This is a genomic window from Streptomyces sp. NBC_00306 (assembly GCF_036169555.1).
In the GTDB taxonomy this organism is placed as follows: Bacteria; Actinomycetota; Actinomycetes; order Streptomycetales; family Streptomycetaceae; genus Streptomyces; species Streptomyces achmelvichensis.
Genome location: NZ_CP108032.1, coordinates 447,926 through 469,772 on the forward strand (window position 1 = coordinate 447,926; position 21,847 = coordinate 469,772).

19 protein-coding genes and 1 riboswitch are annotated in these 21,847 nt (G+C 70.3%); of the genes, 9 read left to right on the plus strand and 10 right to left on the minus strand.

Annotated elements, in window-relative coordinates:
• The first annotated feature begins 493 nt into the window (after window positions 1-493).
• On the plus strand, window positions 494-1,993 hold the full coding sequence (locus OHA05_RS01995) for a UDP-N-acetylmuramoyl-L-alanyl-D-glutamate--2,6-diaminopimelate ligase (protein WP_328859583.1): 1,500 nt from the start codon (window positions 494-496) through the stop codon (window positions 1,991-1,993).
• A 35-nt stretch (window positions 1,994-2,028) separates the two neighbouring features.
• The gene (locus OHA05_RS02000) at window positions 2,029-2,634 is read left to right on the plus strand and encodes a DUF1877 family protein (protein WP_328859584.1); all 606 of its coding nucleotides are present in this window, start codon (window positions 2,029-2,031) and stop codon (window positions 2,632-2,634) included.
• 54 nt (window positions 2,635-2,688) lie between these two features.
• On the opposite strand, the gene OHA05_RS02005 is transcribed toward OHA05_RS02000, so the two are convergent.
• Both OHA05_RS02005 and OHA05_RS02010 read right to left on the minus strand, forming a co-directional pair.
• Window positions 2,689-3,399: a hypothetical protein gene (locus OHA05_RS02005; RefSeq protein ID WP_328859585.1), complete on the minus strand. Its 711-nt coding sequence runs from the start codon at window positions 3,397-3,399 to the stop codon at window positions 2,689-2,691.
• A 163-nt stretch (window positions 3,400-3,562) separates the two neighbouring features.
• Entirely contained in the window at window positions 3,563-4,120 is a 558-nt protein-coding gene (locus OHA05_RS02010) for a DUF6233 domain-containing protein (protein WP_313948179.1), read from the minus strand.
• Between the two features lie 262 nt (window positions 4,121-4,382).
• Between OHA05_RS02010 and OHA05_RS02015 the strand changes: the two genes are divergently transcribed.
• Window positions 4,383-4,718 carry a YkvA family protein gene (locus OHA05_RS02015; protein ID WP_328859586.1) on the plus strand — a complete coding sequence of 112 codons (336 nt, stop codon included), beginning with the start codon at window positions 4,383-4,385 and terminating at the stop codon, window positions 4,716-4,718.
• Between the two features lie 99 nt (window positions 4,719-4,817).
• Here OHA05_RS02015 and OHA05_RS02020 read toward each other — a convergent pair whose 3' ends face one another.
• The 3 genes from OHA05_RS02020 to OHA05_RS02030 form a co-directional block, all read right to left on the minus strand.
• Window positions 4,818-5,633, minus strand: coding sequence for a transglycosylase SLT domain-containing protein (locus OHA05_RS02020; RefSeq protein ID WP_328859587.1), 816 nt, complete (start codon window positions 5,631-5,633; stop codon window positions 4,818-4,820).
• Window positions 5,634-5,635: 2 nt separating this feature from the next.
• Window positions 5,636-5,791, minus strand: a riboswitch (cyclic di-AMP (ydaO/yuaA leader).
• Between the two features lie 530 nt (window positions 5,792-6,321).
• Window positions 6,322-6,969, minus strand: a complete 648-nt coding sequence (locus OHA05_RS02025; RefSeq protein ID WP_313948176.1) for a helix-turn-helix transcriptional regulator — start codon at window positions 6,967-6,969, stop codon at window positions 6,322-6,324.
• The gene (locus OHA05_RS02030) at window positions 6,966-8,138 is read right to left on the minus strand and encodes a threonine synthase (protein ID WP_328863320.1); all 1,173 of its coding nucleotides are present in this window, start codon (window positions 8,136-8,138) and stop codon (window positions 6,966-6,968) included. Before OHA05_RS02030 ends, OHA05_RS02025 begins: the two co-directional genes overlap by 4 nt.
• Window positions 8,139-8,362: 224 nt before the next feature.
• Here OHA05_RS02030 and lanKC point away from each other — a divergent pair, with 224 nt between their 5' ends.
• From lanKC to OHA05_RS02050, 4 genes are all read left to right on the plus strand, one after another.
• Window positions 8,363-11,023, plus strand: a complete 2,661-nt coding sequence (gene lanKC / locus OHA05_RS02035) for a class III lanthionine synthetase LanKC (RefSeq protein WP_328859588.1) — start codon at window positions 8,363-8,365, stop codon at window positions 11,021-11,023.
• A gap of 11 nt (window positions 11,024-11,034) precedes the next feature.
• Window positions 11,035-11,166 (plus strand): mycelium formation morphogenetic lantipeptide SapB, encoded by a 132-nt coding sequence (gene ramS / locus OHA05_RS02040; RefSeq protein ID WP_313948174.1) that lies wholly within the window; start codon window positions 11,035-11,037, stop codon window positions 11,164-11,166.
• Between the two features lie 140 nt (window positions 11,167-11,306).
• Window positions 11,307-13,172, plus strand: coding sequence for an ABC transporter ATP-binding protein (locus tag OHA05_RS02045; protein ID WP_328859589.1), 1,866 nt, complete (start codon window positions 11,307-11,309; stop codon window positions 13,170-13,172).
• Window positions 13,169-14,938: an ABC transporter ATP-binding protein gene (locus OHA05_RS02050; protein ID WP_443043613.1), complete on the plus strand. Its 1,770-nt coding sequence runs from the start codon at window positions 13,169-13,171 to the stop codon at window positions 14,936-14,938. The genes OHA05_RS02045 and OHA05_RS02050 overlap by 4 nt, the downstream gene beginning before the upstream one ends.
• A gap of 40 nt (window positions 14,939-14,978) precedes the next feature.
• On the opposite strand, the gene OHA05_RS02055 is transcribed toward OHA05_RS02050, so the two are convergent.
• The 4 genes from OHA05_RS02055 to OHA05_RS02070 form a co-directional block, all read right to left on the minus strand.
• Entirely contained in the window at window positions 14,979-15,578 is a 600-nt protein-coding gene (locus tag OHA05_RS02055; protein ID WP_313948172.1) for a response regulator transcription factor, read from the minus strand.
• A 232-nt stretch (window positions 15,579-15,810) separates the two neighbouring features.
• Window positions 15,811-16,905 (minus strand): sugar ABC transporter substrate-binding protein, encoded by a 1,095-nt coding sequence (locus tag OHA05_RS02060; RefSeq protein WP_313948171.1) that lies wholly within the window; start codon window positions 16,903-16,905, stop codon window positions 15,811-15,813.
• Window positions 16,906-17,219: 314 nt separating this feature from the next.
• Window positions 17,220-17,990, minus strand: a complete 771-nt coding sequence (locus OHA05_RS02065; protein ID WP_328859590.1) for an isocitrate lyase/PEP mutase family protein — start codon at window positions 17,988-17,990, stop codon at window positions 17,220-17,222.
• Between the two features lie 222 nt (window positions 17,991-18,212).
• The gene (locus OHA05_RS02070) at window positions 18,213-19,361 is read right to left on the minus strand and encodes a S1 family peptidase (RefSeq protein ID WP_328859591.1); all 1,149 of its coding nucleotides are present in this window, start codon (window positions 19,359-19,361) and stop codon (window positions 18,213-18,215) included.
• Between the two features lie 435 nt (window positions 19,362-19,796).
• Between OHA05_RS02070 and OHA05_RS02075 the strand changes: the two genes are divergently transcribed.
• Complete coding sequence (locus tag OHA05_RS02075) at window positions 19,797-20,279, plus strand: MarR family winged helix-turn-helix transcriptional regulator (RefSeq protein ID WP_313948168.1); 483 nt, start codon at window positions 19,797-19,799, stop codon at window positions 20,277-20,279.
• Window positions 20,276-20,725, plus strand: a complete 450-nt coding sequence (locus OHA05_RS02080) for a MarR family transcriptional regulator (protein ID WP_328859592.1) — start codon at window positions 20,276-20,278, stop codon at window positions 20,723-20,725. The genes OHA05_RS02075 and OHA05_RS02080 overlap by 4 nt, the downstream gene beginning before the upstream one ends.
• 280 nt (window positions 20,726-21,005) lie before the next feature.
• On the opposite strand, the gene OHA05_RS02085 is transcribed toward OHA05_RS02080, so the two are convergent.
• On the minus strand, window positions 21,006-21,650 hold the full coding sequence (locus OHA05_RS02085) for an SRPBCC family protein (protein ID WP_328859593.1): 645 nt from the start codon (window positions 21,648-21,650) through the stop codon (window positions 21,006-21,008).
• Window positions 21,651-21,847 lie beyond the last annotated feature (197 nt).

Consider the following 21,847-nt stretch of genomic DNA (forward strand, 5'->3'; position numbering starts at 1 on the left):
TTGTGGCGGCGCGCCCTGCCCCCGCTGTATGCGCCGGGGATCGACGCCTGGAGTGACCGGCGGTATGTGCCCACCGAGGTGTGACCATCGCGGTCCGCTGCCACGACGACCGCGAGTGGATTCCGGTGTGCTCCGTGCCACGTACACTCCCCCCATGGGTTGCACACACGCGATGAGGGAGTGCCTGCGAAGGGCCCCGTCCGCGATGCGCCCGTTCGCGCCGCGGATTCATTGCCGCGCGCTGCACGGCCACGGCTAGCCATCTCCTGACCGGGCCCCGTCCGGGCACCCACTCCCGTCCACGACGCCTGTGCGTCCTGTAGGACGGGCGCCTTCCTCGTGCTCCCCGCTCGACCGGTGACGGTCCCGCCTCCGCGGCCCGCGCCTCTCCACCGCGCACCCCCCTGCACCACTCCCGCGGCCGTTCGGCGTGCAGTCGCCCCTGTCGGCGACGGCACACCACCGGACTGTCCGCACCTCCGAGAGGATCCCTGTGAAGTTGAGCGAACTGCTGGCCGGGCACGAGCACGAGGTCCTCACGGGCGATCCCGACACGGTGATCACCGCCGGAACATGCTTCGACGCCGATCGTGTGTCTCCCGGATCCCTGTTCATCGCGGTTCCCGGTCATCGCGAGGGCGGTCCCGAGGCCGTCGTCCCGGCCCTGGCGCGCGGCGCCGTCGCCGTCCTCGTCGAGGACTCCGCTTCCTGCCTCCCGCCGGCGGTGCAGACGGGAGCCGCCGTGTGCGTGGTGCGGGTCCCGGACGCGCGTACGGCCGCGGCTGTCGTCACCTCTCGGTTCTACGGCGAACCCGGACGGCAGATGGACATGATCGCCGTGACCGGCACCAACGGGAAGACCTCGGTGTCGTACATGGTCGAGTCTGTGCTGCGGATCTCCGAAGAGGCACGGGTGGGTGTCATCGGAACCGCCGGCAGCCGGATCGGCGACGAGCTGATCCCCATGCCGAGGTCCGTCCTCACCACACCGGAGTCCCCCGACTTCCAGTACCTGTTGGGCCATATGCGCGACCGCGCGGTGAGCACGGTCGTCCTGGAGGCCACGTCGATGGGCCTGCTGAACCACCGCGTCGACAACGCTTTCATCGACGTCGGCATCTTCACCAACCTGACCCAGGACCACCTGGACGACCACGGCACGATGGAGAACTACCGGGACGCCAAACTGCGCCTGTTCCAGGGGCTGTGCCGGCGCGCCGTGGTGAACGCGGGCGACCCGGTGGGCGCGGGCATCAGCGCGATGATGCCGGATGCGGTGACCACCTATGCCATCGACGGCGAGGCCGACTACCGGGCGAGCGATCTCAGCATGGACGCGTTCGGTACACGCTTCACCCTCCATCACGCCGGACGCGACTACCCGGCGGCCGTTCCGGTACCGGGACGGTTCTCGGTGTCGAACGCACTGGCCACCGTCGCGGCCTGCCACCTGCTGGGGCACGACCTGCCGGGGCTCATCGCCGCGCTCGGCCTGATGCCACCGGTTCCCGGCCGCTTCGAGCGGTACCAGACCCCGTCCGGCACCGCCGTGATCGTGGACTACGCCCACTCGCCCGACTCGCTCGAGAAAGTCCTCACCTCCATCCGGGAGTTCGCCGAAGGAGATGTCATCACCGTCTTCGGCTGCGGCGGCGACAGGGACACCACCAAGCGTGCGCAGATGGGCGAGATCGCCGGGGAACTGTCCGATCTGGTCGTCCTCACCTCCGACAACCCGCGCAACGAGGATCCCGAGGCCATCCTGGACCAGATCACTCCCGGTCTGCTGGCCGCGGACAGCCGGTTCAAACGATGCACGGACCGCCGTCAGGCCATCGACATCGCCCTCGCCGCCGCGGGCCCGCACGACATCGTTCTCGTCGCGGGCAAGGGCAGCGAGCCGTACCAGATCGTCGGCGAGCAGTTGGTGCCGTTCAGCGACATGGCAACGGTGCGTGAGCTGGCCGCCGCACAGGACACCGGCGGCCGGTGACCGTGCCGGCGGGCCACACTCCGTAGGGTGGCGGGATGTCCCTATGGCTGACGCTCACACGGCACGACGCAGCGCAGATCGAAGAGCTGCTGGAGCACCCGGAGGGCCCGTCCGCCGGGCGGGAGAGGCTGCGGCTCGCCTGGAACGACGTCGTGTTCGAGGACGACGAGGACGGAACGGCCTACCCGAGGGTGATCGAGGAGACCAGTGAGGTCCGCCGCAACTGGGACGCCCTCCATGTGCTGCTCACCGGCGCGGAGAGCTTCGACGAGGACGGCGAGCTGCTCACCTGCGCACCGGCGCCCGCCCGTGACGTGGTGATGGGCGGACTCGTCCTCGCGGAGCGGGGAGGCAACCAAGGAAGGCTCTACAACCCGTTGTTGCTCATGCCGGACCAGGTGAGGGCCGTCCACTCCTTCCTTCAGGGCCTCGATGCCCCGACGCTGATCGCCTGTCGTGGCGATCTCCTTCGGAAGGCCACCTTCTACTCGTTCAGCACGGACATCCCGCAGCCGGACGGCACCCTTCGGACGGAGAGCGTCGTCGAGGACGGTTCCCTGGCCGCCGGCGTGGACATCGTGCGTGGTTTCTACGCGCGAGCCGCGGCCGCGGGAAACGCCGTCATCAAGGAAGTCTCCTGACCCCCGGGCGGGGTGTGTCGGTCGGGGTGCCCGAGGGGTGTCGCGCGGCCGGTGTCAGGCGTCCGGTGCGCTCGCCGCAACCGCCGGCTCGTCCGCGGCGGCCTTCTTGTCGACCGCCGTGTAGTACACCGAGTTCTGCTGCTTGGAGCGCTCGCTCTGGTTCTTGGCGACGGACGCTTCGAGGGCGTTGCGCACCAACTGCACGGTCAGCGGGCGGTCGGGGTGTGCCCGTGCCAGCTCCTGGGTGACCTCGGCCGCGGACCAGGGCTCCTGGCGCCGTCCCAGGATGCCGACGGCGAGCTCCCGCAGGGGCGTGGAGGCGGTCTTGGGCGTGGAGGCGGTCTTGGGCGCGGTGGTGCTCTTGGGCGCGGAGTTGGCCTTGGGCGCGGTGGTGCTCTTGGGCGCGGTGGTGGTTGCCGCCGGCTTCTTGGCGGGCTTGCTCTTGCCCTTGGCGGTGGTTGCGGCAGCGGTGGTTGCGGATCCGCTCGCGCGACGCGCCTTCGGGACGGTCGCGCCCTTGGCGGCCGTGGCGGTCTTCGCCGGCTTGGCGTTCTTGGTCGACTTGGTGCTCTTCGCCGGTGTGCCGCCCAGGGCGGCCTGCATGCTCACCAGCAGTTCGTGGTCCTTCTGCAGTGTCTCCAGCCGGGCCTGCAACGCTGCCGCCTCGGACCTGATGCGCTCCTGCTCGGAGGAGTTGTTCTCCAGGTCGGCTGCAACCTGCTGGGCGTAGTGGGACTGGAGGTGGTTGGGGTTGTGCTCCGGCATGACAGCTCACTTTCCTCGCATACCAGTTGTGGTGCCGGATGCTACCTACAAACAACGCTCCACTGAACGTCCGGGCAGGTATCGACGGTGCTCACACTCACAACGAGACATGCTGTTCGAAGACTTCGGGCAGTTTCGACCCGTCTCGGTCACCCTGTCGCTCTCACTGCAACGGGGTCAGGGTTTCGGCGGCGCCGCATTTCGTGCACGCCCTGGTGCCCGGGCGCCGGAGCACCATCAGGGTCTGGTCGAGGTCGAGTACATCGCCGTCGTCGGCATCCTCGCAGTCATGCACGTGCACCACATTCCAGCCGGGGCGGCCGCGCTCACGCGGCAACCGCTCGATCCGCCAGGCCCGTCGTGACTCACCCGCCTCCACAGCGGGGGTTGCCGCGGGGACGAGTACCCCGTCCGGTTCGGGCGCGGGTGCCGCGGCAGCGGGCGGACCCGCAGCGGCAGTTGCCGGTGCGGGCACAGGTTCCACCTGCTGCGTGGGGATGTCCTCGTACGGGACGCCCTCCATCGGCCGGACGTATTCGGCGGGCACCCACAGCACCAACTCGGCCGGCTCCACCCACTCCTCGGCCGTGGTCTGCCACATGGGCACACCGACCTGGTACATCCATCCGCGTGAGGTCTGGAGCCGGGAGTGCACCAGACCGCGGACCTCCTGTCCGTCCGGGAGAACCACCACGATCGGCGGCAGCGGGTCTGCGTTCATCCCCCCACCGTACGTCCGCACCCATGATGTGCTGCCGTCGCGGTGACCTTCGGTTTCTGACGGACTGCCGGCGTCGGCCGGCGAAACCGCTGTGGTGTGGGCGTGGGGGCGGAGACGTGGGACCGAGGTTGCGCAGGAGAACGAGGCCCCGCGGCCGCGGGTCACCGGTTCGAGGGACAACCGGCTCCGTAGGCCCTTGGACACCTCTATGGAGGGAACACGGGTGGAGACGGACCGACCTCCACTCCGAGGAGACCGCACGATGAGTACCGAACTGACGGTCGCTCTGATCGTCGCCGCGACTGCCGTTCTGGCGATGCTGGTGGTGACCGTGGTGCTGGCGGTCAGGGTGTGGAAGGCGCGCGCCGTCCTGCGCGAGGCCGGGGTGCCGCTGAAGAACAAGGCGCTCTTCTGGGGCTCGCTCGTCTACGCCGTCAGCCCGGTCGACCTGCTTCCCGACCCGGTATATCTCGACGACATCGGCGTACTCCTGCTGGCGCTGCGGGCCCTGCACTCCGCGGCGGCCGCGGCGAGGGGGCCCATGCAGGGCCCCGCCCGACGCCGGCGGTCACTCGAGAAACCCCTCGAGCAACTCTGAGGTTCGCGAAAGCGCCGAGGCGCCGGTCCCCCGTCAGGTGGGACCGGCGCCTCGGCGCTGCTGGGGCCGTGCCGTGTCAGGCCTGGCTCGGCGGGCGGCTCAGTAGGGACCGTTCACGTTGTCGATCGAGCCGTACCGGTCCGCGGCGTAGTTGCACGCGGCGGTGATGTTGGCGACGGGGTCGTAGCTGTCCATCGCCGTGCCGGGCACGTGGTAGGCCAGGAACGTCGGCTGGATGACCTGGAGCAGACCCTTGGACGGGGTTCCGGCCGCGGCGTTGGAGTCCCAGTTGTTGATGGCGAGCGGGTTGCCCGAGGACTCGCGCATGATGTTGCGGTGGATGCCCTCGTACGAGCCGGGGATGCCGTGCTGGGCCATGATGTCCAGCGACTCCTTGATCCAGCCGTCCAGGTCGTTGGTGTAGCTCTTGACCGGTGCGGCCTTCTCGGCCGGTGCGGCCTTCGCCACGGTCTCGACGGCCGGCGTCGACGTCCGCTCGGAGCGGTCGGCCCGCTCGGTGGAGGTCCTGGCCGGGGCGGGGGCGTCCGCCGTGGCCTTCTTGCCGACGGAGAGCTTCAGGCCGGGGTGGATGAGCGCCGGGTCCGCGCCGACGGCCCTGCGGTTGTCCTGGTAGAGCTTCTTCCAGCCGCCGCTCACGGCGAGCTGGTCCGCGATCGAGGACAGGGAGTCACCGGCGACGACGGAGTAGGTCGTGGGGGCCTTCTTCGCGGGAGCCGGCGCGGCGGGGGCCACGGCCTTGTGGCCCAGGGACGGGTGCGTCGTCGCCGGGGCGGCGCCGGCGGTGGTCGCCCCGATCACCGGGAGGACCAGAGCGGCCCCGCCCGTACCCGCGGCGACAATGCCCCGGGTCAGTGAACTGTTCTTGGGACGGCGGTGCTTACCCTTTGCAGGCATGACGCATTCCTCTCCGTCGCCTGCGAGGTGAGCTGTCGGGTGCGGACTGGAGATGTCCGGCCGCGGTTGAATGCGACTTGACCCCGAGCCGTTCCGGATTGCGGATCGGCGGCTTACCTGGTTCCCCCGCTCCTGCCATGGGTCAGTGGTCGTGGTTTACGGGTGGCGGCAGGATTCGGCGTTCCACCCGGATTGACGGTGACGTTAAGCGAGGCGGGCGCGAGGGAACAAGCCCCGAATTCACGACGTAAACCCCTGCGATGATCCAATGGGGGTAAATACCGTCGGGCCGCATCGGGCGGGAGGTTCAACTTTCTTTACGCAGAACGGATCTGGGCCGACGTGCATAGATCGCGATTTCCCCGCGGAGTGACCCATTTCACTGCAACCAATTGCGAAGCCGGGCAGTCCGCGGGGGCGCACGAAAGAAAGTAAATCGCCTCTGGTTCCCCTAATTCAGACATTGCGCCACATGGTGAACAATTACTCAGGAGACGACTTTTCGGACATGCAGCATGACCTAGATGCCCGTTTCCGTCCTGGATTAATGGCGATATGACCGGTTTGCACTCTCAGGCGGTATCTCTGCATGATCTGGACGGTCTGCGGGTGGTCCCGCGTCGTCACCGGCCCTCGGGCAGGTCTGAGGGCTGTCCCGTCATCGCCGGCGGGCGCACGACGACAGCCCTTAGCGAAGGTAGTTGTAGACCGTCGCCCGGGAGATGCCCAGAAGGTCCGTGAGGGCCTGCACCGAATGCTTCACCTCAAGAAAGCCGCGCTCTTTGAGTGAACGCACCAATTCACGCCGCGATGCGCCATCGAGGCTTCGCGGGGTCTGACCCCGCGCGGCGGAGAACTCCTCGACAGCCGCGCGCAGTTCACCGCTGCTGCGGGCCCGGAGTGTTTCCTCCAGTGATACATCGGGCTCCTCGGTTCGCACGAGCCCGGCGAGACTCCGGGCCGCCGTGGCGAAGAGGGAGACATCCAGATTGAGGCAGATGGCCGCCACATAGTGGCCCCGGCTGTTCTTCAGACCGATGGAAGTGCTCTTGGCGGGACGGCCGTCGGGAAAGCGATTGGGGTAATTCTGAAGGACGCTCGGGTAGTCGGGATCCGCGATCCGGGCGAGGCCGAGTTCGGTCGCCGGGTCGCCCACGGTACGGCCGGAGAGGTTGTTCTCGATCGCCCGGACGGCATGGTCCGGATAGCGCAGGTCGTGCAGGACGACCTCGCAGAGCCCCGGGAACATCCGCCCCAGTGCGACGACAATCTTCTCCCCCTCGCGCAGGAGCAGTTCGTCCTCCGCGCGCTCGTGGTCCCCGGACGCGGCGCTCACGCGACGGTGCCTTCCGTGAACAGATTCCCCATCGCGGTCGCCGCCTTGAGCCCGGAACCGGTCAGCACCACCACCGTCGTCTCCCCTTCGCGGATGGCGCCCCGCTCGCGGAAGACGTCGATGGCCGCGGCGGCGGTCGCACTCGTGGGCTCGGCATACAACCCGGTGGCGGCGAGCCGGCGGACGCCGTCGGCGATGGCGGCTTCGGGAATCGCCGCCATGTCTCCGCCGGACCGGCGGACGGCGGCCACCACCTCGGGCAGCCGGACGGGCGAACGGATGGCGGTGCCCTCGGCGATCGTCGGGCCGAACGAAGGCGCCGGGGCGCCGTGGAACGCGGCATGGACGGGGGCGCACGCGGCGGGCTGCGCCACCAACAGCCGTGGCCGCCTGGCGATCTGACCTGCTGTCAGCAGTTCGGAGAATCCGAGGTCGAGACCGAGCACGAGGCTGCCCGCTCCTGCCACGGTGACCACCGCGTCCGGGGCGGCGAAGCCGAGGTCTTCCCAGAGCTCGTAGGCAAGGGTCTTGGTGCCCTGGAGAAAGAAGGGGTTCCAGTTGTGCCCGGCGTAGCAGGTGCGGTCCGAGCGGCGCAGGGCCTCGGCGGCGGTCGCGTCCCGCCCACCGGGGACGGGCTCGATGGTGGCGCCGAACGCCCGGGTCTGGAGCATCTTCGCCGGTGAGGTCCCCTCCGGCACGAGGATCGTGGCTCCGACGCCGGCCGCGGCACAGTAGGCAGCGACCGACGAGCCACCGTTGCCCGAGCTGTCCTCGATCACCTCGCGCACCCCGGTCGCCGCCAGTGCCGAGATCATGACGCTGCTGCCACGGTCCTTGAAGCTGCCGGTGGGGTTGAACCACTCCAGTTTGAAGCCGACGCGCGCGCCGTCCCACTCCCTGTCGAGCAACGGGGTGCTGCCCTCCCCCAGGGTGACCGGCCGCCCGACGGCCGACGGCAGCGCGGCCCGGTAGCGCCAGAGGGAACGCGTGCCGCTGTCGATGTCGGCCGGGGTGAGGCCTGGCAACGGCGAGACGCTCAACGGCGCGCCGTCGTCACCGCGCCAGCGGCGGGCGTCGAGCTCGTACGTCCTGCCGGAACGCTCGTCGACCAGGTGCGGAGCGTGCCCGGGCCGGTCCTCGCGTCCGTCCCCTGCTTCGCCGCCCTGCAGGTCCTCAGGTGTGTGCCGGTCTTCCACCAGGTCTCCTCCCGTCGGTCCCACTACCTTGGTGTTGGACACTTTATCCAGCGATGGACGAAACGTAAAACATCCCGATGACCGGCAGGGCGGTGGTTACCTGTGCGTTCTGCACAGGTCGAAGGTGACAGCCGTGACTGTCGGAGCCTCTCCACCACGTGACAGCGTCGGTCCCGTCATCGACCGAGGGAGTTCGCGTGAACAAGGGGTACGCCGTCTTCTGCGACGCAGACCGGCACTTCTACGACGCGCCGCACCGGCTGTCGCTCACCGACGACGCCGGACGCACCTCCCCGTACGAGCCCGCGAGCCGCCCCGTCCCCGCCGGCTGGCAGCGCAACCGGTCCGGCGACTGGCTCGCGCTCCGCCCGGTCGACACCGATCTGCCCGCCCAGGGCTGGAAGATCCACGTGTCCGCCTGTCTCGACAACGCCGAATCGGTCCTCGCCCGGGTGTGGACCTACTGCGTCGCACGGGACATCGCCTTCAAGTTCATGCCGAGCCGGTATCTGCTGCACAACCGCAACGCCAAGTACGCGGACCGGGCCGGCAGCGGCAAGTTCATCACCGTCTATCCGGCCGACGACGAGCAGTGCGGCGTCATCGCGGAGGAGCTCGCCGCTCTCCTGGCCGGCGAGGCCGGCCCGTACATCCTCAGTGACGTCCGCTGGGGCGACGGACCCGTCCACCTGCGCTACGGCAGCTTCACCCGGCGGCACTGCTACGACGAGCACGGTGAGCTGCGCCCCGCCGTCGCGAACGCCGACGGCGAACTGGTGCCGGACCTGCGGGGACCGGTGTTCCAGATACCCGCATGGGTCACGCCGCCCGACTTTCTGAAGCCTCACCTCGACGCGCGCTCGGCGGTCACGGTCGACGCCATGCCATACACCGTCGAGAAGGCGCTGCACTTCTCCAACGGCGGTGGTGTGTACGCCGCCCGTGACAACCGCACCGGCGAGAAGGTGGTCCTGAAGGAAGCGCGGCCGCATGCCGGGCTGGCCGCCGACGGCGCCGACGCCGTGACGCGTCTGCACCGCGAACGGACCGCGCTGGAGCGGCTGTCGGGCCTGGCATGCACCCCTGAGGTCCGCGATGCCTTCGTCCTCGGCGACCATCACTTCCTGGTACTGGAGTACATCGAGGGCAAGCCGCTCAACTCGTTCTTCGCCCGCCGTCACCCGCTGATCGACGCCGATCCGGGGCCGGATCGCCTCGCGGAGTACACGGCGTGGGCGCTGCGCATCCACGGGCTGGTGGAGCAGGCCATGGAAGCGGTGCACTCCCGCGGCGTGGTCTTCAACGATCTGCATCTGTTCAACATCATGGTCTCCGAGGACGAGTCGTCCGTCGTCCTCCTCGATTTCGAGGCCGCGCACCAGAAGGGGCAGGACGGCCGCCAGACGGTGGCGCATCCGGCCTTCGTCGCGCCGGCCGGCCGTCGCGGGTTCGACGTGGACCGCTACGCCCTGGCGTGTCTGCGGCTCGCGCTCTTCATCCCGCTGACCAGTCTCTTCGCCGTCGACCGGGCAAAGGCCACGCACCTGGCCGACATCATCGCTCGTCAGTTTGCGGTGGACCGTGCCCTTCTGGACGATGCCGTGCGGGAGATCCTGCGGGACCCGGGCAGTGCACCGGCAGGCGCCGCCGGCTCCCCGGGGTCCGGCAGCTATCTGCCCGTGTCACCCGCCGACTGGCCGCACAGCCGCGACTCCCTGGTCCGTGCCGTCCTGGCCTCCGCGTCACCGGAGCGGGAGGACCGTGTCTTCCCGGGTGACATCGCCCAGTTCGGTACCGCGGGCGGAGGTCTGACCTTCGGTTACGGAGCGGCCGGCGTGCTGTACGCGCTGGACGCGAGCGGGGCGGACCGCTGCCCCGCGGCAGAGGAATGGTTACTCCTGCGGAGCAAGGAACCGCCGTCGGGAACACCCGTCGGCTTCTACGACGGCCTCGCCGGCGTCGCCTGGACCCTGCAACGTCTCGGCCACACCGAACACGCGCTGTCGCTCGCCGAACTCGCCCTCGGCCAGCCGTGGGACGAACTCGCGCCGGACCTCCACAGCGGCCTGGCCGGACTGGGGCTCGCCTTCGACGCCCTCTCCGCGGAGACGGGCGACACGGACCTTCGTACGGCGGCGCTGCGGTGTGCGGATCTCGCCGCCCGCTCCCTGGACGCAGGGCCGGGGCAGAACGCAGGCAGCCACACGGGCCGCGACGGATCGCGTGCCGGGCTGCTGCACGGAGCGTCGGGTACCGCCCTGTTGTTCCTGCGGCTGTACGAGCGCTCCGGCGACAGCGCCCTCCTCGATCTGGCGGCGGAAGCTCTGCGCCGTGACCTCGCCCGCTGTGTACACGGCGCGGGCGGCACCCTCCAGGTCGACGAGGGCTGGCGCACCATGCCGTATCTGGGCGCGGGCAGTGTCGGTATCGGCATGGTGCTCGACGACTACCTGGCCCACCGCCCGGACACCGATTTCGAGCGCGCCCGGACCGAGATCGTCCGCGCCGCACAGGCGACCTTCTACGCCCAGCCCGGACTGTTCCGGGGCGCCGCCGGCATGGTTCTCCATCTGAGCCGTACGACCACGGGCGGACCAGGTACGCAGCCGGCCGACGTCCGCCGGCAGATCGACGCCCTCGCCTGGCACGCCCTGACGTACCAGGGCCACCTGGCCTTCCCCGGCGAGCAGATGATGCGTCTCTCGATGGACCTGTCGACCGGCACCGCGGGCTGTCTGCTCGCGCTCGCGGCGGCACAGGGCGACCATCACGCTCATCTGCCGTTCCTCCCGCCGCTCCGGCGGCCCCAGAACCGGCCCGACTCCGGGCCGTCCTTGAGCACCACCGTCCCCGAATGAGAGGAAACATCATGAACCTTCTCGACCTGCAGTCGATGGAGACCCCGAAGGAAGAGGCGATCGGCGACGTCGAGACCGGCGGAAGCCGCGCCAGCCTGCTGCTCTGTGGCGACAGCAGCCTGAGCGTCACGACCTGTAACTGAGGTCGCCGGGCCCCGGTCGGTGGCGCTACGCCGCCGGCCGGGGCCCGTCCCGTCCCGGGCGGTTCGCCGCCCGGGACGGCCTGCATTCCCCGACCCGCACGAGGCCGTGGCCCGCGGCCGGCCACAGAGGAGCCCCCGCGATGGCCTACAAGCGCCCCCGCCCCAGCGGCACCGACTCCGGTGGCAGGGTGCCCACCGGTGGCGCGCACCGCCTGCTGCGTGCCGCCGTCCGGCGCAGCGCCACCCGTACCGCGGCGATCCTGCTCTGCTCCGTCGCATCCGCCGGCGCGGCCGTCGCGTCGCCCGCCGTTGTCGGACACACGCTGGACCTCCTCCTCGACCGGCAGAGCGATGCCACGTCCTGGGTCGTGCTCAGCGCCGTGCTCCTCACCGCCGAAGTGTTCCTGGACGCAGCCGTCGCCCTGTTGACCGGTGTCACCAATGCCCGGTCGACCGCCTGGCTGCGGACCGGCGCCCTCGGACGGCTTCTGGCGACCTCACCGGACCGGGCGTCCCCGCTCTCCCCGGGAGATGTCGCGACACGTCTGTCGGTCAACGCGACCGAGGCCGGGACCGTGCCCGCGGCGGCCGCCGCGCTGAGCGCGTCCCTGCTCGGTCCGGCCGGTGCCGTGATCGCCCTGCTGTTCATCGACGTGTGGGTCGCTCTCGCCTTCCTCGCCGGACTGCCCCTGCTGGTCCTTGTGTTGCGTGCCTTCGCCCGCAACTCCTCGGACACGGTGGGCCGGTATCAGCAGATCCAGTCGGACATCGCGTCCCGTCTCCTGGAAGCGCTCGACGGGGCGCGCACCATCGCCGCCGCGGGCATCGAGGACCGGGAACGGGCCCGCGTTCTCCAGCCCTTGGCCGGCCTGGACCGTGAGGGACGGCGCATGTGGCGGATCCACGGCAGGGCGGTCGCGAACAGTCAGGTGCTGCTGCCGTTGCTCACGACCGCTGTTCTGGGTGTCGGCGGAATACGGCTCGCCGCCGGAGCCATCAGTGTCGGCGAACTGCTCGCCGCGTCCCGCTACGCAGCCCTGGCGGCGGGCATGGGAGCCCTGGCCGGCCTCCTCGGTGCGATCGTCCGGGGCCGCAGCGCCGCCGCCCGCCTCGTCGTGCTCCAGGACCTGCCCGCCGTTCGGCACGGAGAGGGAACACTGCCGCACGAGGGCAACGGCACGGTCGCGTTGCGCGGAGTCACCGTCGTCCGGGAGGGCCGCACGGTGCTCACCGATGTACACCTGGTGGTGCCCGGCGGGAAGACCGCGGCCGTGGTGGGCCGGTCCGGAGCCGGCAAGTCGACCCTGGCGGCCGTCGCCGGGCTCCTCACCGAACCGGACGAGGGCAGCGTCCTGCTCGACGGTGTCCCGCTGGGTTCCCTCGCACGCGACCGGTTGCGCCAGGAGGTCGCGTACGCCTTCGAACGGCCGGTCTTCCTGGCGGGGACGGTGGCCGACGCCATCGCCTCCGGGGCCCGTCGCGCCTCGGCGGACGAGATCCGTACCGCTGCACGGGCGGCGGGCGCCGACGGATTCGTCCAACTCCTGCCCGAACGCTACGACTCCCCCGTCGTCGGCGCACCGCTGTCGGGAGGGGAACGGCAACGCCTCGGACTGGCCCGCGCGTTCGCGCATGCGGGCCGGCTGCTCATCCTCGACGACGCCACCTCCAGTCTCGACACCGCCACCGAACGACAGGTGGACCGCGCGCTCGCCCAGGAGGTACGGCCGGGCACCAGGCTGGTGGTCGCCCATCGGATCTCCTCGGCGAGCAGGGCGGACCTGGTGATCTGGCTGGAGGACGGCGGGGTACGGGCCGTGGGGCGGCACCGTGATCTCTGGCAGGACCCCGCCTACCGTTCGGTCTTCGCCGCATCCGAAGCGCCCAGCGAAGCGACCCCCGAAGCGCCGGCGGACACGGCACCCGCACCGCAGCAGGCGCAACCGCCCCGTCCCGTAACCGCGGACGTGGTGCGCGGTCCGGCAGCAGGACGGGCCGCCCGATGACGGCCGCCGAGACCCGCGAGCCGCGCGCCGGCGTCGCGCCCGGCGCGCTACGGCGTCTGCTGCCCCCCGCCCGCCGCTTCCTCGCGAACCGGAAGAGGGCCCTGGCCGCGCTGGCGGGCTGGTCCCTCGTCGAGTCCGTACAGACCTTTCTGGGCGGCTACTGCATCGCCCAGGCTCTGGACCGCGGATTTCTCGCGGGTGACACGGAAGCCGGACTGCTGTGGCTGTCGGCCGCCGCGGTGTCCATCCTCGTGGCCGCGCCGGTCGTCCTCGGTGTCTTCGCCCAGCTGACGCATCTCGTCGAGCCCCTCCGGGACGCCCTGGTGACGCGGGCCGTCTCGCGATCGCTGCGCAACGCGGTCGCCGCACCGGGCCGCACGGACGGCACGGCGGTGTCGCGGCTCACCCAGCAGACGGAGATCGCCCGCGACAGCTTCGCCGGACTGGTGCTCACCCTGCGGTCGTTCGCCTTCACCGCAGCGGGCGCGCTGGCCGGACTGTTCACGCTGGCGCCCGAGTTCCTGCTCATCGTCCTGCCGCCCCTGGTCCTCGGCATGGCGCTGTTCGCCGCCACGCTGCGGCCGATGGCCACGGCCCAGAACCGGTTCCTCGACGCCGACGAAGCGCTGACGCACCACAGCGGAGCCGTCCGTGCCGCGCTGCGCGACATCGTCGCCTGCGGGATCCAGACCGAGGCGGAACGCCGGGGCTCGCGGCTGATCTCGGACGCCGAGGAGGCGTCCCGTTCGCTGGCCCGCTGGGCCGCGGTACGGACGCTGGCGCTGGGCGTCGGCGGCCAACTGCCCGTCATTCTGCTGCTGGTGGCCACCCCATGGCTGCTGAGCCGGAACGTGACGGCGGGCGCGCTGATCGGTGCGCTCACCTACCTGGTCCAGGCGCTGTTGCCGGCGCTGCACACCCTCATGACGGCGCTCGGTGCGGCGGGCACCCGGCTCGTGGTGGTTCTCGACCGGTTCGTCCGGGACACGTCCGGGACTGCGTCCTCCGTCGGGCCCGTCGCCGACACACCGGTGAAACGGGCCGACTCGACAACAGCCGTCGACGTCCGCTCCGTTCGCCTGGCGTACGGGCCGCGGGCCCGGCCCGTCCTCGACGGTCTCGATCTCTCCGTCCGGACCGGGGAGCACATCGCGGTCGTGGGGCCGAGCGGCATCGGGAAGTCCACGCTCGTCGGCGTGGTGGCCGGCATGCTGACACCGGACCGGGGCACGGTCCACCTGGCGGGCCGCCCGGTCACGGGGCGCCCGGCCGACGAGCTGGCGCCGCTGCGGGTGTTGACACCCCAGGAGGCGTACGTCTTCACCGCCACCGTGCGCGAGAACCTCACCGCGTTTCGTCCCGGGGCGCCGACCGAGGACATCGAGGCGGTCGCCGATGCGCTGTGTCTCGGGCCGCTGATCCGGCGCCTCGGCGGGATCGACGCCGACGTGACGCCCTCCGCCCTGTCACAGGGTGAGCGTCAGCTGCTGTGCCTCGGGCGCGCCCATCTGTCTCCGGCGCCGCTGCTCCTGCTCGATGAAGCCACCTGCCACCTGGACCCGGCCGCGGAGGCCCATGCGGAGCGGGCGCTCGCCCGGCGGCCGGGAACCCTGATCGTCGTGGCCCACCGCCTGTCGTCCGCGCTGCGGGCGGACCGGGTACTCGTCCTCGACGGAACACGCGCGGAGTTCGGGAGCCACCCTGAGCTCCTGACCCGCTCGGAGCTCTACCGGGATCTGGTGGGCCACTGGCAGGAGGACCGCTGAGCGCCCCCCTGCCGGCCCCTCGTGTCGCTGTCGGGTTGCCTTACGTCCAGCCGGCGCCCTGGGCGATCCGGATCGCGTCGACGCGGTTGCGGGCCCCAATCTTACGGATGACGCTGGCCATGTAGTTGCGGATCGTGCCCTGCGACAGATGCAGGTCACCGGCGACCTCGGCGATCGTCGCACCTTCGGCGGCGAGCGACAGCACACTGAGTTCGCGAGGAGTCAGGGGCATCTCCGCGGCCTGGAGAAACCCGAAAGCGAGCGATTCGTCGATGAATCGCTCGCCTTTGGCAACGGTGTGAATGGCCTCGAGTAATCGACAGGGAGAACAGTCCTTGTCGACATAGCCCAGCGCGCCGGCGTTGAACGCCTTGCGCAGCACTCCGGGCTTCTCGGGTGAGGCCAGCACCAGCAACGCGCCCTCCGAGCAGGCCTCGGAGAGTGCAGCGCGGCTTCCCCGCACCGACGGCTCCAGGGAGTCCGCGTCGGCGACACACACATCAGGCGACAGCGCCCCCCGTTCCTGCCTCCTCGGAATGCAGGATGCAGCCGAGACGTCAAGCGCGCCATCGGAACGCAGCAGTTCCACGAGAGCAGATCTCATCAGCTGCGCGTCGTACGCGACGATGACCCGGATCATGTCCACCCCTTCAACTCACCGACTACCGCGGCCGATCTGCCGGCCGCCGCCCCACCCTCACCCGAGTGCCCACATCGGCGCCGAAAGAACGGGCGCGCGGGGGCACGCCGGGAGCACGCCGGGTGCACGAGGGAGCGCATCGGCAACCCCGCAGGTGGTGCGGGGTTGCCGAGTCACGGCGCGGTGTAACGGGTCCCGAAGGTGCGTCGAAACGGTGCCCGAAGGCCCGTCGCTACGGTGTCAGGCCGATCTCCTCACAGTCGGCCTTGTACTTCGCGGTGCAGATCTCCTCGACCGTGTAGACACCGTCCTTGACGACCGTGTCCTTGATGTTCTCCTTGGTCAGCGAGACCACCGGCACCAGTACCGACGGAATGCCCTTGGTGGTCGGGCTGTCGATGTCGGCCTGGGCCATGGCGCCGAGTCCGATACCCCTGGCCAGCAGGATGGCCATCTCCGCGGCGGCGCTCGCCTCCGGCGCGTTGGGCTTGTAGACGCTCATGAACTGCTCGCCGGCGACGATGCGCTGTACGGCGGCGAGTTCCGCGTCCTGGCCGGTGACCGGCGGGAGCGGGGAGACGCCGGCCTTCTTCAGGGCGGCGATGATGCCGCCCGCCATGCCGTCGTTGGCGGAGTACACACCGGCGATGTTGTCACCGCTCAGGCTCACGATCGCCTCCTGCATGTTCGCGTTGGCGTTCTCCGGCTTCCACTCCTTGGTGTCGTACTCCCTGCCGATCTCCACCTTGCCGTCGAGCTCGGAGTGCGCGCCCTTCTTGAACATGGCGGCGTTCGGGTCGGTGACCGCGCCGTTCATCATCACGATCTTCGAAGACTTGGCCTTGTCCCCCAGCGCTTCGAGGAGCGCCTTCCCCTGGACATGGCCGACCTCTTCGTTGTCGAAGGAGGTGTAGGCGTCGATCGGCCCCTCGGCGAGACGGTCGAAGGCGACGACGGGGATGTCGGCGTCCTTCGCCTTCTGTACCGCTGTCGCGATCCCCTTGGAGTCGACGGCGTCGATGATGATGACGTCGACCTTGCTCTCGATCATGGTGTCGACCTGCTGCGCCTGGAGAGCCGCGTCCTGTTTGGCGTTGGCGTAGACGACCCGGCCCTTGTCATTGGTCAGCTGGCTGACCTTCTTCTCGATGACCGGTTTGTCGAACTTCTCGTAGCGCGCCGCCTCGTTCTCCGGAAGGAGCAGGCCGACGGTGATGTCGTCGCTGGTTCTCACGCCCGTGCCCTCTTCGCTGCCACAGGCAGCGAGCGACACGGCCATCGCGGAAACGCTGATGGCTATGGCGGTGCGACGCAAATGTGCGTTCATCTGTGGAAATCAACCTCCCTGACAGGCCGCTTGCTTGCGACCGAGGTGGCTGGAAGTCAACTCCGCTCCGACAAATGCGTCAAGAAGTGCAATATTAACGAGATGGCAACAGGTTTTGTCCGTTAGTTAAGTGAACGCAGACATCTCTCCACGAAGGCCCTGGACACTTACTGACATAGCGGAAGCTTCGGGCGCGAAAATGTTCGCGCCGAACCACGGTCTCGGCACGGGAAATCCGGCTTGGCGCAGGAGAAACGGAATCCCGCGCCCACCGACGGGCGGCCCGGCCCGCAGCCTTACGGCGAGAGGAACCGTCAGCGGGTCTGCTGCTGACATCCCTCGAGCCGGGCCTGCACCTGCGGGTAGGGCGTCGCCTCGGGCAGGGCGCGGCCCTCGCGTACGGCACGCGCCGCATCGGCTGCGGCATGGAGGGCGGCGCGGTAGGGCAGCGAGCCCGTACTCACCCGGCGGACGCCCAGGGCCGCCAGGTCGGCGGGCGACAGGCCCGGGACCGCGAGCACGTTCAGCGGCACCGGGATGCTGCGGGCCAGCTCGCGGAGCACGGCCGGCTCCGACACACCGGGCACGAAGATCCCGTCCGCACCGGCCTCTACATAGAGCGCGGCACGGTCGAGTGTCGCGTCGACGGTCGCCTCCTGCCGGAGCCAGTAGGTGTCGACGCGGGCGTTGACGAAAAGATCCGGGCGGCGGCGCTTGACGGCCGCGACCTTCGCGGCGTGCGCCTCCGGCCCGATGAGCCGCTCGGCGGAACTGTCCTCGATGTTGATGCCCGCCGCGTCCAGGTCGGCCGTGTAGTCGGCGACAGCGTCCGGCTCGTCCGCGTAGCCGTCCTCGATGTCCACACTGATGTAGCACGGCAATCGCGACAGGGCGCGGGCGAGGAGGATGTTCGCCGCCTTGGTCGCACGCCCGCCGTCGGGGCGGCCCATGCTGGAGGCCACGCCGAGGCTGGTCGTCCCGATGGCTTCGAAGCCGGCGTCGAGGAATGCCAGAGCCGAGGGCACGTCCCAGGCATTGGGCAGAACCAGCGGCAGTTCGCGGTGATGGAGCTCATGGAAGGCCATGAGCTCCATCTTTCCGCTCCGGAGCGGCGGCCGCGCGAGGCTGCGAGGCCGAACCGCGTCCGGCCGGACCGGCGGTCGGTGCACGCGGACCGGGGCCCGGGGGGGGCGGACGGCCTGCTGCTCGGCCGGCACCGGCTCACCCACGAGGTACCGCGCGCGCCCGGAGGCGGCGGCCGGTACGGCACCGGGAGGAAGTGCCGCACCGGCCGCCCGGTCGGTCCGTCAGGCGGTGTGGAGCCGCAGCCCGTACCGGCCGAGGATCTCGTTGATCGGCTGGTGCCAGGTCTGGCCTCCGCCGCTGCAGTTGCCCCAGCCGCCGGAGGTGACGCCCTGCGCCTGGTCGCCGCTGATGAAGGAGCCGCCCGAGTCGCCGGGTTCGGCGCACACGCTCGTCTTCGTCATCTGATGGACGGCGCCCTGGCTGTAGTTCACGGTCTCGTTCTTCGCGAGAACCGCCCCGCAGTGCCAGTGCGTGGTGGAACCGGACCGGCAGATCGAAGCCCCTATGGGAGCCTCGGCGGACCCGCGGACCAACTGGTCCGGCACCGTGCCCCAGCCGAGGACCACGGGAACGGTCCACCAGCCGCTGCCGACGCTGACCCAGGCGTAGTCGTCACCGGGGAAGGACGATCCCTGGAAGTTTCCGATGTGGGAGCCGTCCCAGCCCCTGACCGCCGCACCCCCGCCACCGCAGTGCCCGGCGGTCACGAAGCCGCCGTGGACGGAGAAGCCGATGGAGCAGCGGACGTTTCCGGTGTAGTACGGGTCGCCGCCCACGGTGCCCGCGGCAAAGGTTTTGGGCGCCTCGGCCGTCTTCGCGACCTGGACGGGTCCGGCCTGGCGCGCACGGGCGAGGAAGGCCTTGACATCGTTGTCGGCCTGCTGGTCGGCGACGACGTTCACGACTACGCGGTTGATACGCGGGTCCACATGCCAACTACTCACGCCGGCAGGGGCCTTGAAGCCGTCGATCTTCTTCTTCACCGCATCGAGCCGGGCGGCGTCGTAGGTCACGAGCCGAACCGACGCGCCGGTGGCGCGGACGGCGTCGGCCCTGGCGGGGTCGGTGAGGGCGACACCGAGCTTCCCGGTGCCGGCGTCGAACCAGGCACCACCGAAGGCGGGGCCCGCCGCGCGGCGCGCCGTAGTCTCGATGGCGGTGGCGGCCCGCTCCGCCGCGAGGCGGGACCGGGCCTGATCCTTCGTCAGGCCGAGGTCCCTCTCCATGGCGTCCAGCAGGCCGGCGGACGCCTGCGGTTCGGCGGTGGGGGCGGGTGCTGCGGCGGATGCCGGGGCGAGTCCGGCACCGGCCCAGGCACCCAGGACGAGAAGTGCGGACATGCCGGTGCGCAGAGCTGTTGTGCGTCTCAAGGCGTTGCCCTTCGATTGTTCCAACGAGGTGGGGGTGGAACGGCACAGTCGTGGGAGCGCTCTCAACCGCTCCCGGGCGGAGCGTAGCCGAGGCGCATCACCAGGTCCATGACAAGCGCACGGCGGATTCCCGGGCAACGGCTCACGGCTGCCGTGGAGTTCCGGCGGCAGCGCCCGGAACTCCACCCGTGAACAGCCGAGTTGACCGAACGGTTGGTCTAGACCTGAACGGCTCCACTGCGTCATAGTGAAGGAGTCCTCGCGACCGACCACCCACCGCAGGACCCGCCGACCCGCGCCACCCCCCGATCGAACCGCCTCCCCACCGCCCGGGGAGGCGGTTCTTCGTCCGCGAGCGCCCCGGACCGTCACCCACGGATCCCGCCGTACAGAAAACAGTAGCCATGTACATAGTAGCCATGTACGGTATTTCTCGTGAGTTCAGCAAGGGAGAACGCCACGGCGGGGTTTCTCGTCTGGCGCCTGTCGATGAAGTGGCGGGTGGCCGTCGACCGGGCGGTCGCGCCGCTCGGCCTGACCCATGCGCAGTACGCGCTGATGGCGTCGCTGTACGGCATGCGGCGCTCCGGACTGACGCCCAGTCAGCGCGGCCTCGCCGACCACACCGGGCTCGAACCGCTGTACGTCTCCAAACTCGCCCGCGCACTGGAGGCCTCCGGGCTCGTCGCCCGCACCCGGGACCCGAACGACCCGCGCGCCATGCAGCTGTCGCTCACCGAGCAGGGGCTTGCCGTCACGCGACGCGCAATCACGGTGGTCCAGGGTCTGCTCGACCAGTTGCTGGAGCCGCTCGGGGGTCAGAACAGCGCGCGCACACGGCAGTTCACCCGTGAGCTGGCCACCTTGCTCGACGCACCTCTTGGTCCGCACCCCGAGAACGAGAAGGAGCCGTCATGACCACCACCACGGCACCCGCGGCCAACGCCCGGGTCATAGCCCTGGCCCACTACGCCGGGCGCGCCCTCCTGGAGGGCGTACTGGCGCGCCACGGCGTCACGTTCCACCAAAGTGTCACGCTCCGGGCCCTCGTGGCCGCGGGCGAGTCCGTCGACCGTGACCGCCTCGTCGCCGACGTCACCGGCTCGCTGAAGACCGAGGAGTCACTCACACGCGGCGTGATCGAGGAGATGACGGCCGCGAAGCTGCTGGAAGAGGACCCGGCCGAGACATCGCGGGTGCGGCTCACGGACGCCGGGCGGGAGTTGTTCGACACCACCTCCGCCGAGAGCGCCGAGATCGCCGCCCGGCTGTACGGCGGCATTCCGGCCGAGGACCTCGCGGTCGCGGGACGGGTGCTGCGCCTGGTCACGGAACGCGCGAACGCCGCGCTGGCCGGCGCCTGAGCCGGAGCGCCGGGCGCCCGGGCCGGGATGCGCTGCCCCGCGGGAGCCGAGCCCTGCCCCGCCACTCCTGAACGAAGAGGACGGCGGCGTGCCCTGCACGGCGATCCCTTCGTGGCCATGACCGGACCGGACCCGGCGCAGTCCGCCCGCTGCGGCCGGTCCGCTCCGGCCACCGACGCTCGACGGCCGGGCGGCGGGCCCCCGTTACGGCCGGCGTGACGACCGGCCACAGCTGGCGGCTCCGCTCCGCAGCGAGGGGCACGCGGGCCCGACCCGTCGGTCAGTGCGGCCGGTCGTGGGCGTCGGATTCGGCGGCGGACTTCAGTTGGCGCAGCCAGGCTTCCAGGCCCGCGCCGAGGAGCTCGGTCGCCGTGGGGACGTCCGCCTCGACCTGGGCGCCGGTGTGGGTCTCGTCGGTGCTCACCCGGACGCCGCCCTTGACCTTGGTGAAGGTCCATACATGCACGCCGTCGATGTGCAGCCCTTCACCGACCGCGGGTCCGGTCCACCGGATGCACGAGTTCTGCTTGATCTGCCGGACGGTCGAGGTGATGTCCAGACTGGTGGCGGGAGTTGCGGGGTTGGGAGGGATCGGGGTCGTCCACCGGAACGCCGAACCCTTGCGGAACGGGCCGTGGTCGAGGCGTTTCACGGACTCGACGGGGGTCTGCCAGGTCGGCCATCGCTCCACGTCGGTCTGAAGCCTCCAGATCGTGCGCAGCGGGGCGTTTATCACGACCGCGGTCCGGTGACGGACGAGAGCGTCGGGGTCGACGCCTTTCCCGCGGCAGGTGACGGACCTGTCCGGGTGGGGGGTGTGGGAGGCGGCGGCCCCGGCGGGCGCTGCTGCTGCGCCGAGGAGGCCGAGGACGAGAGAGACGGAGCAGAGGGCGGCGCGACTGCCGGTGCTGCGGATGCCGGACATGGAGTTCTCCTCTGTCGGAAGGGGTGAGCACTGCCGGTGGGCGTGTCACGCGACTGCCTCCGCAGCCGCGCTCCGCTAGAAGCTCATGCGTTCGTTAGAAGTTATAACCCCCTGCGAAGCGGCCGGTCAATGGGTTGCGTGATAACCTCTAACGAAATTTTGAGGCTGTAGACCGATGGATCGGAACGGTGGCACGC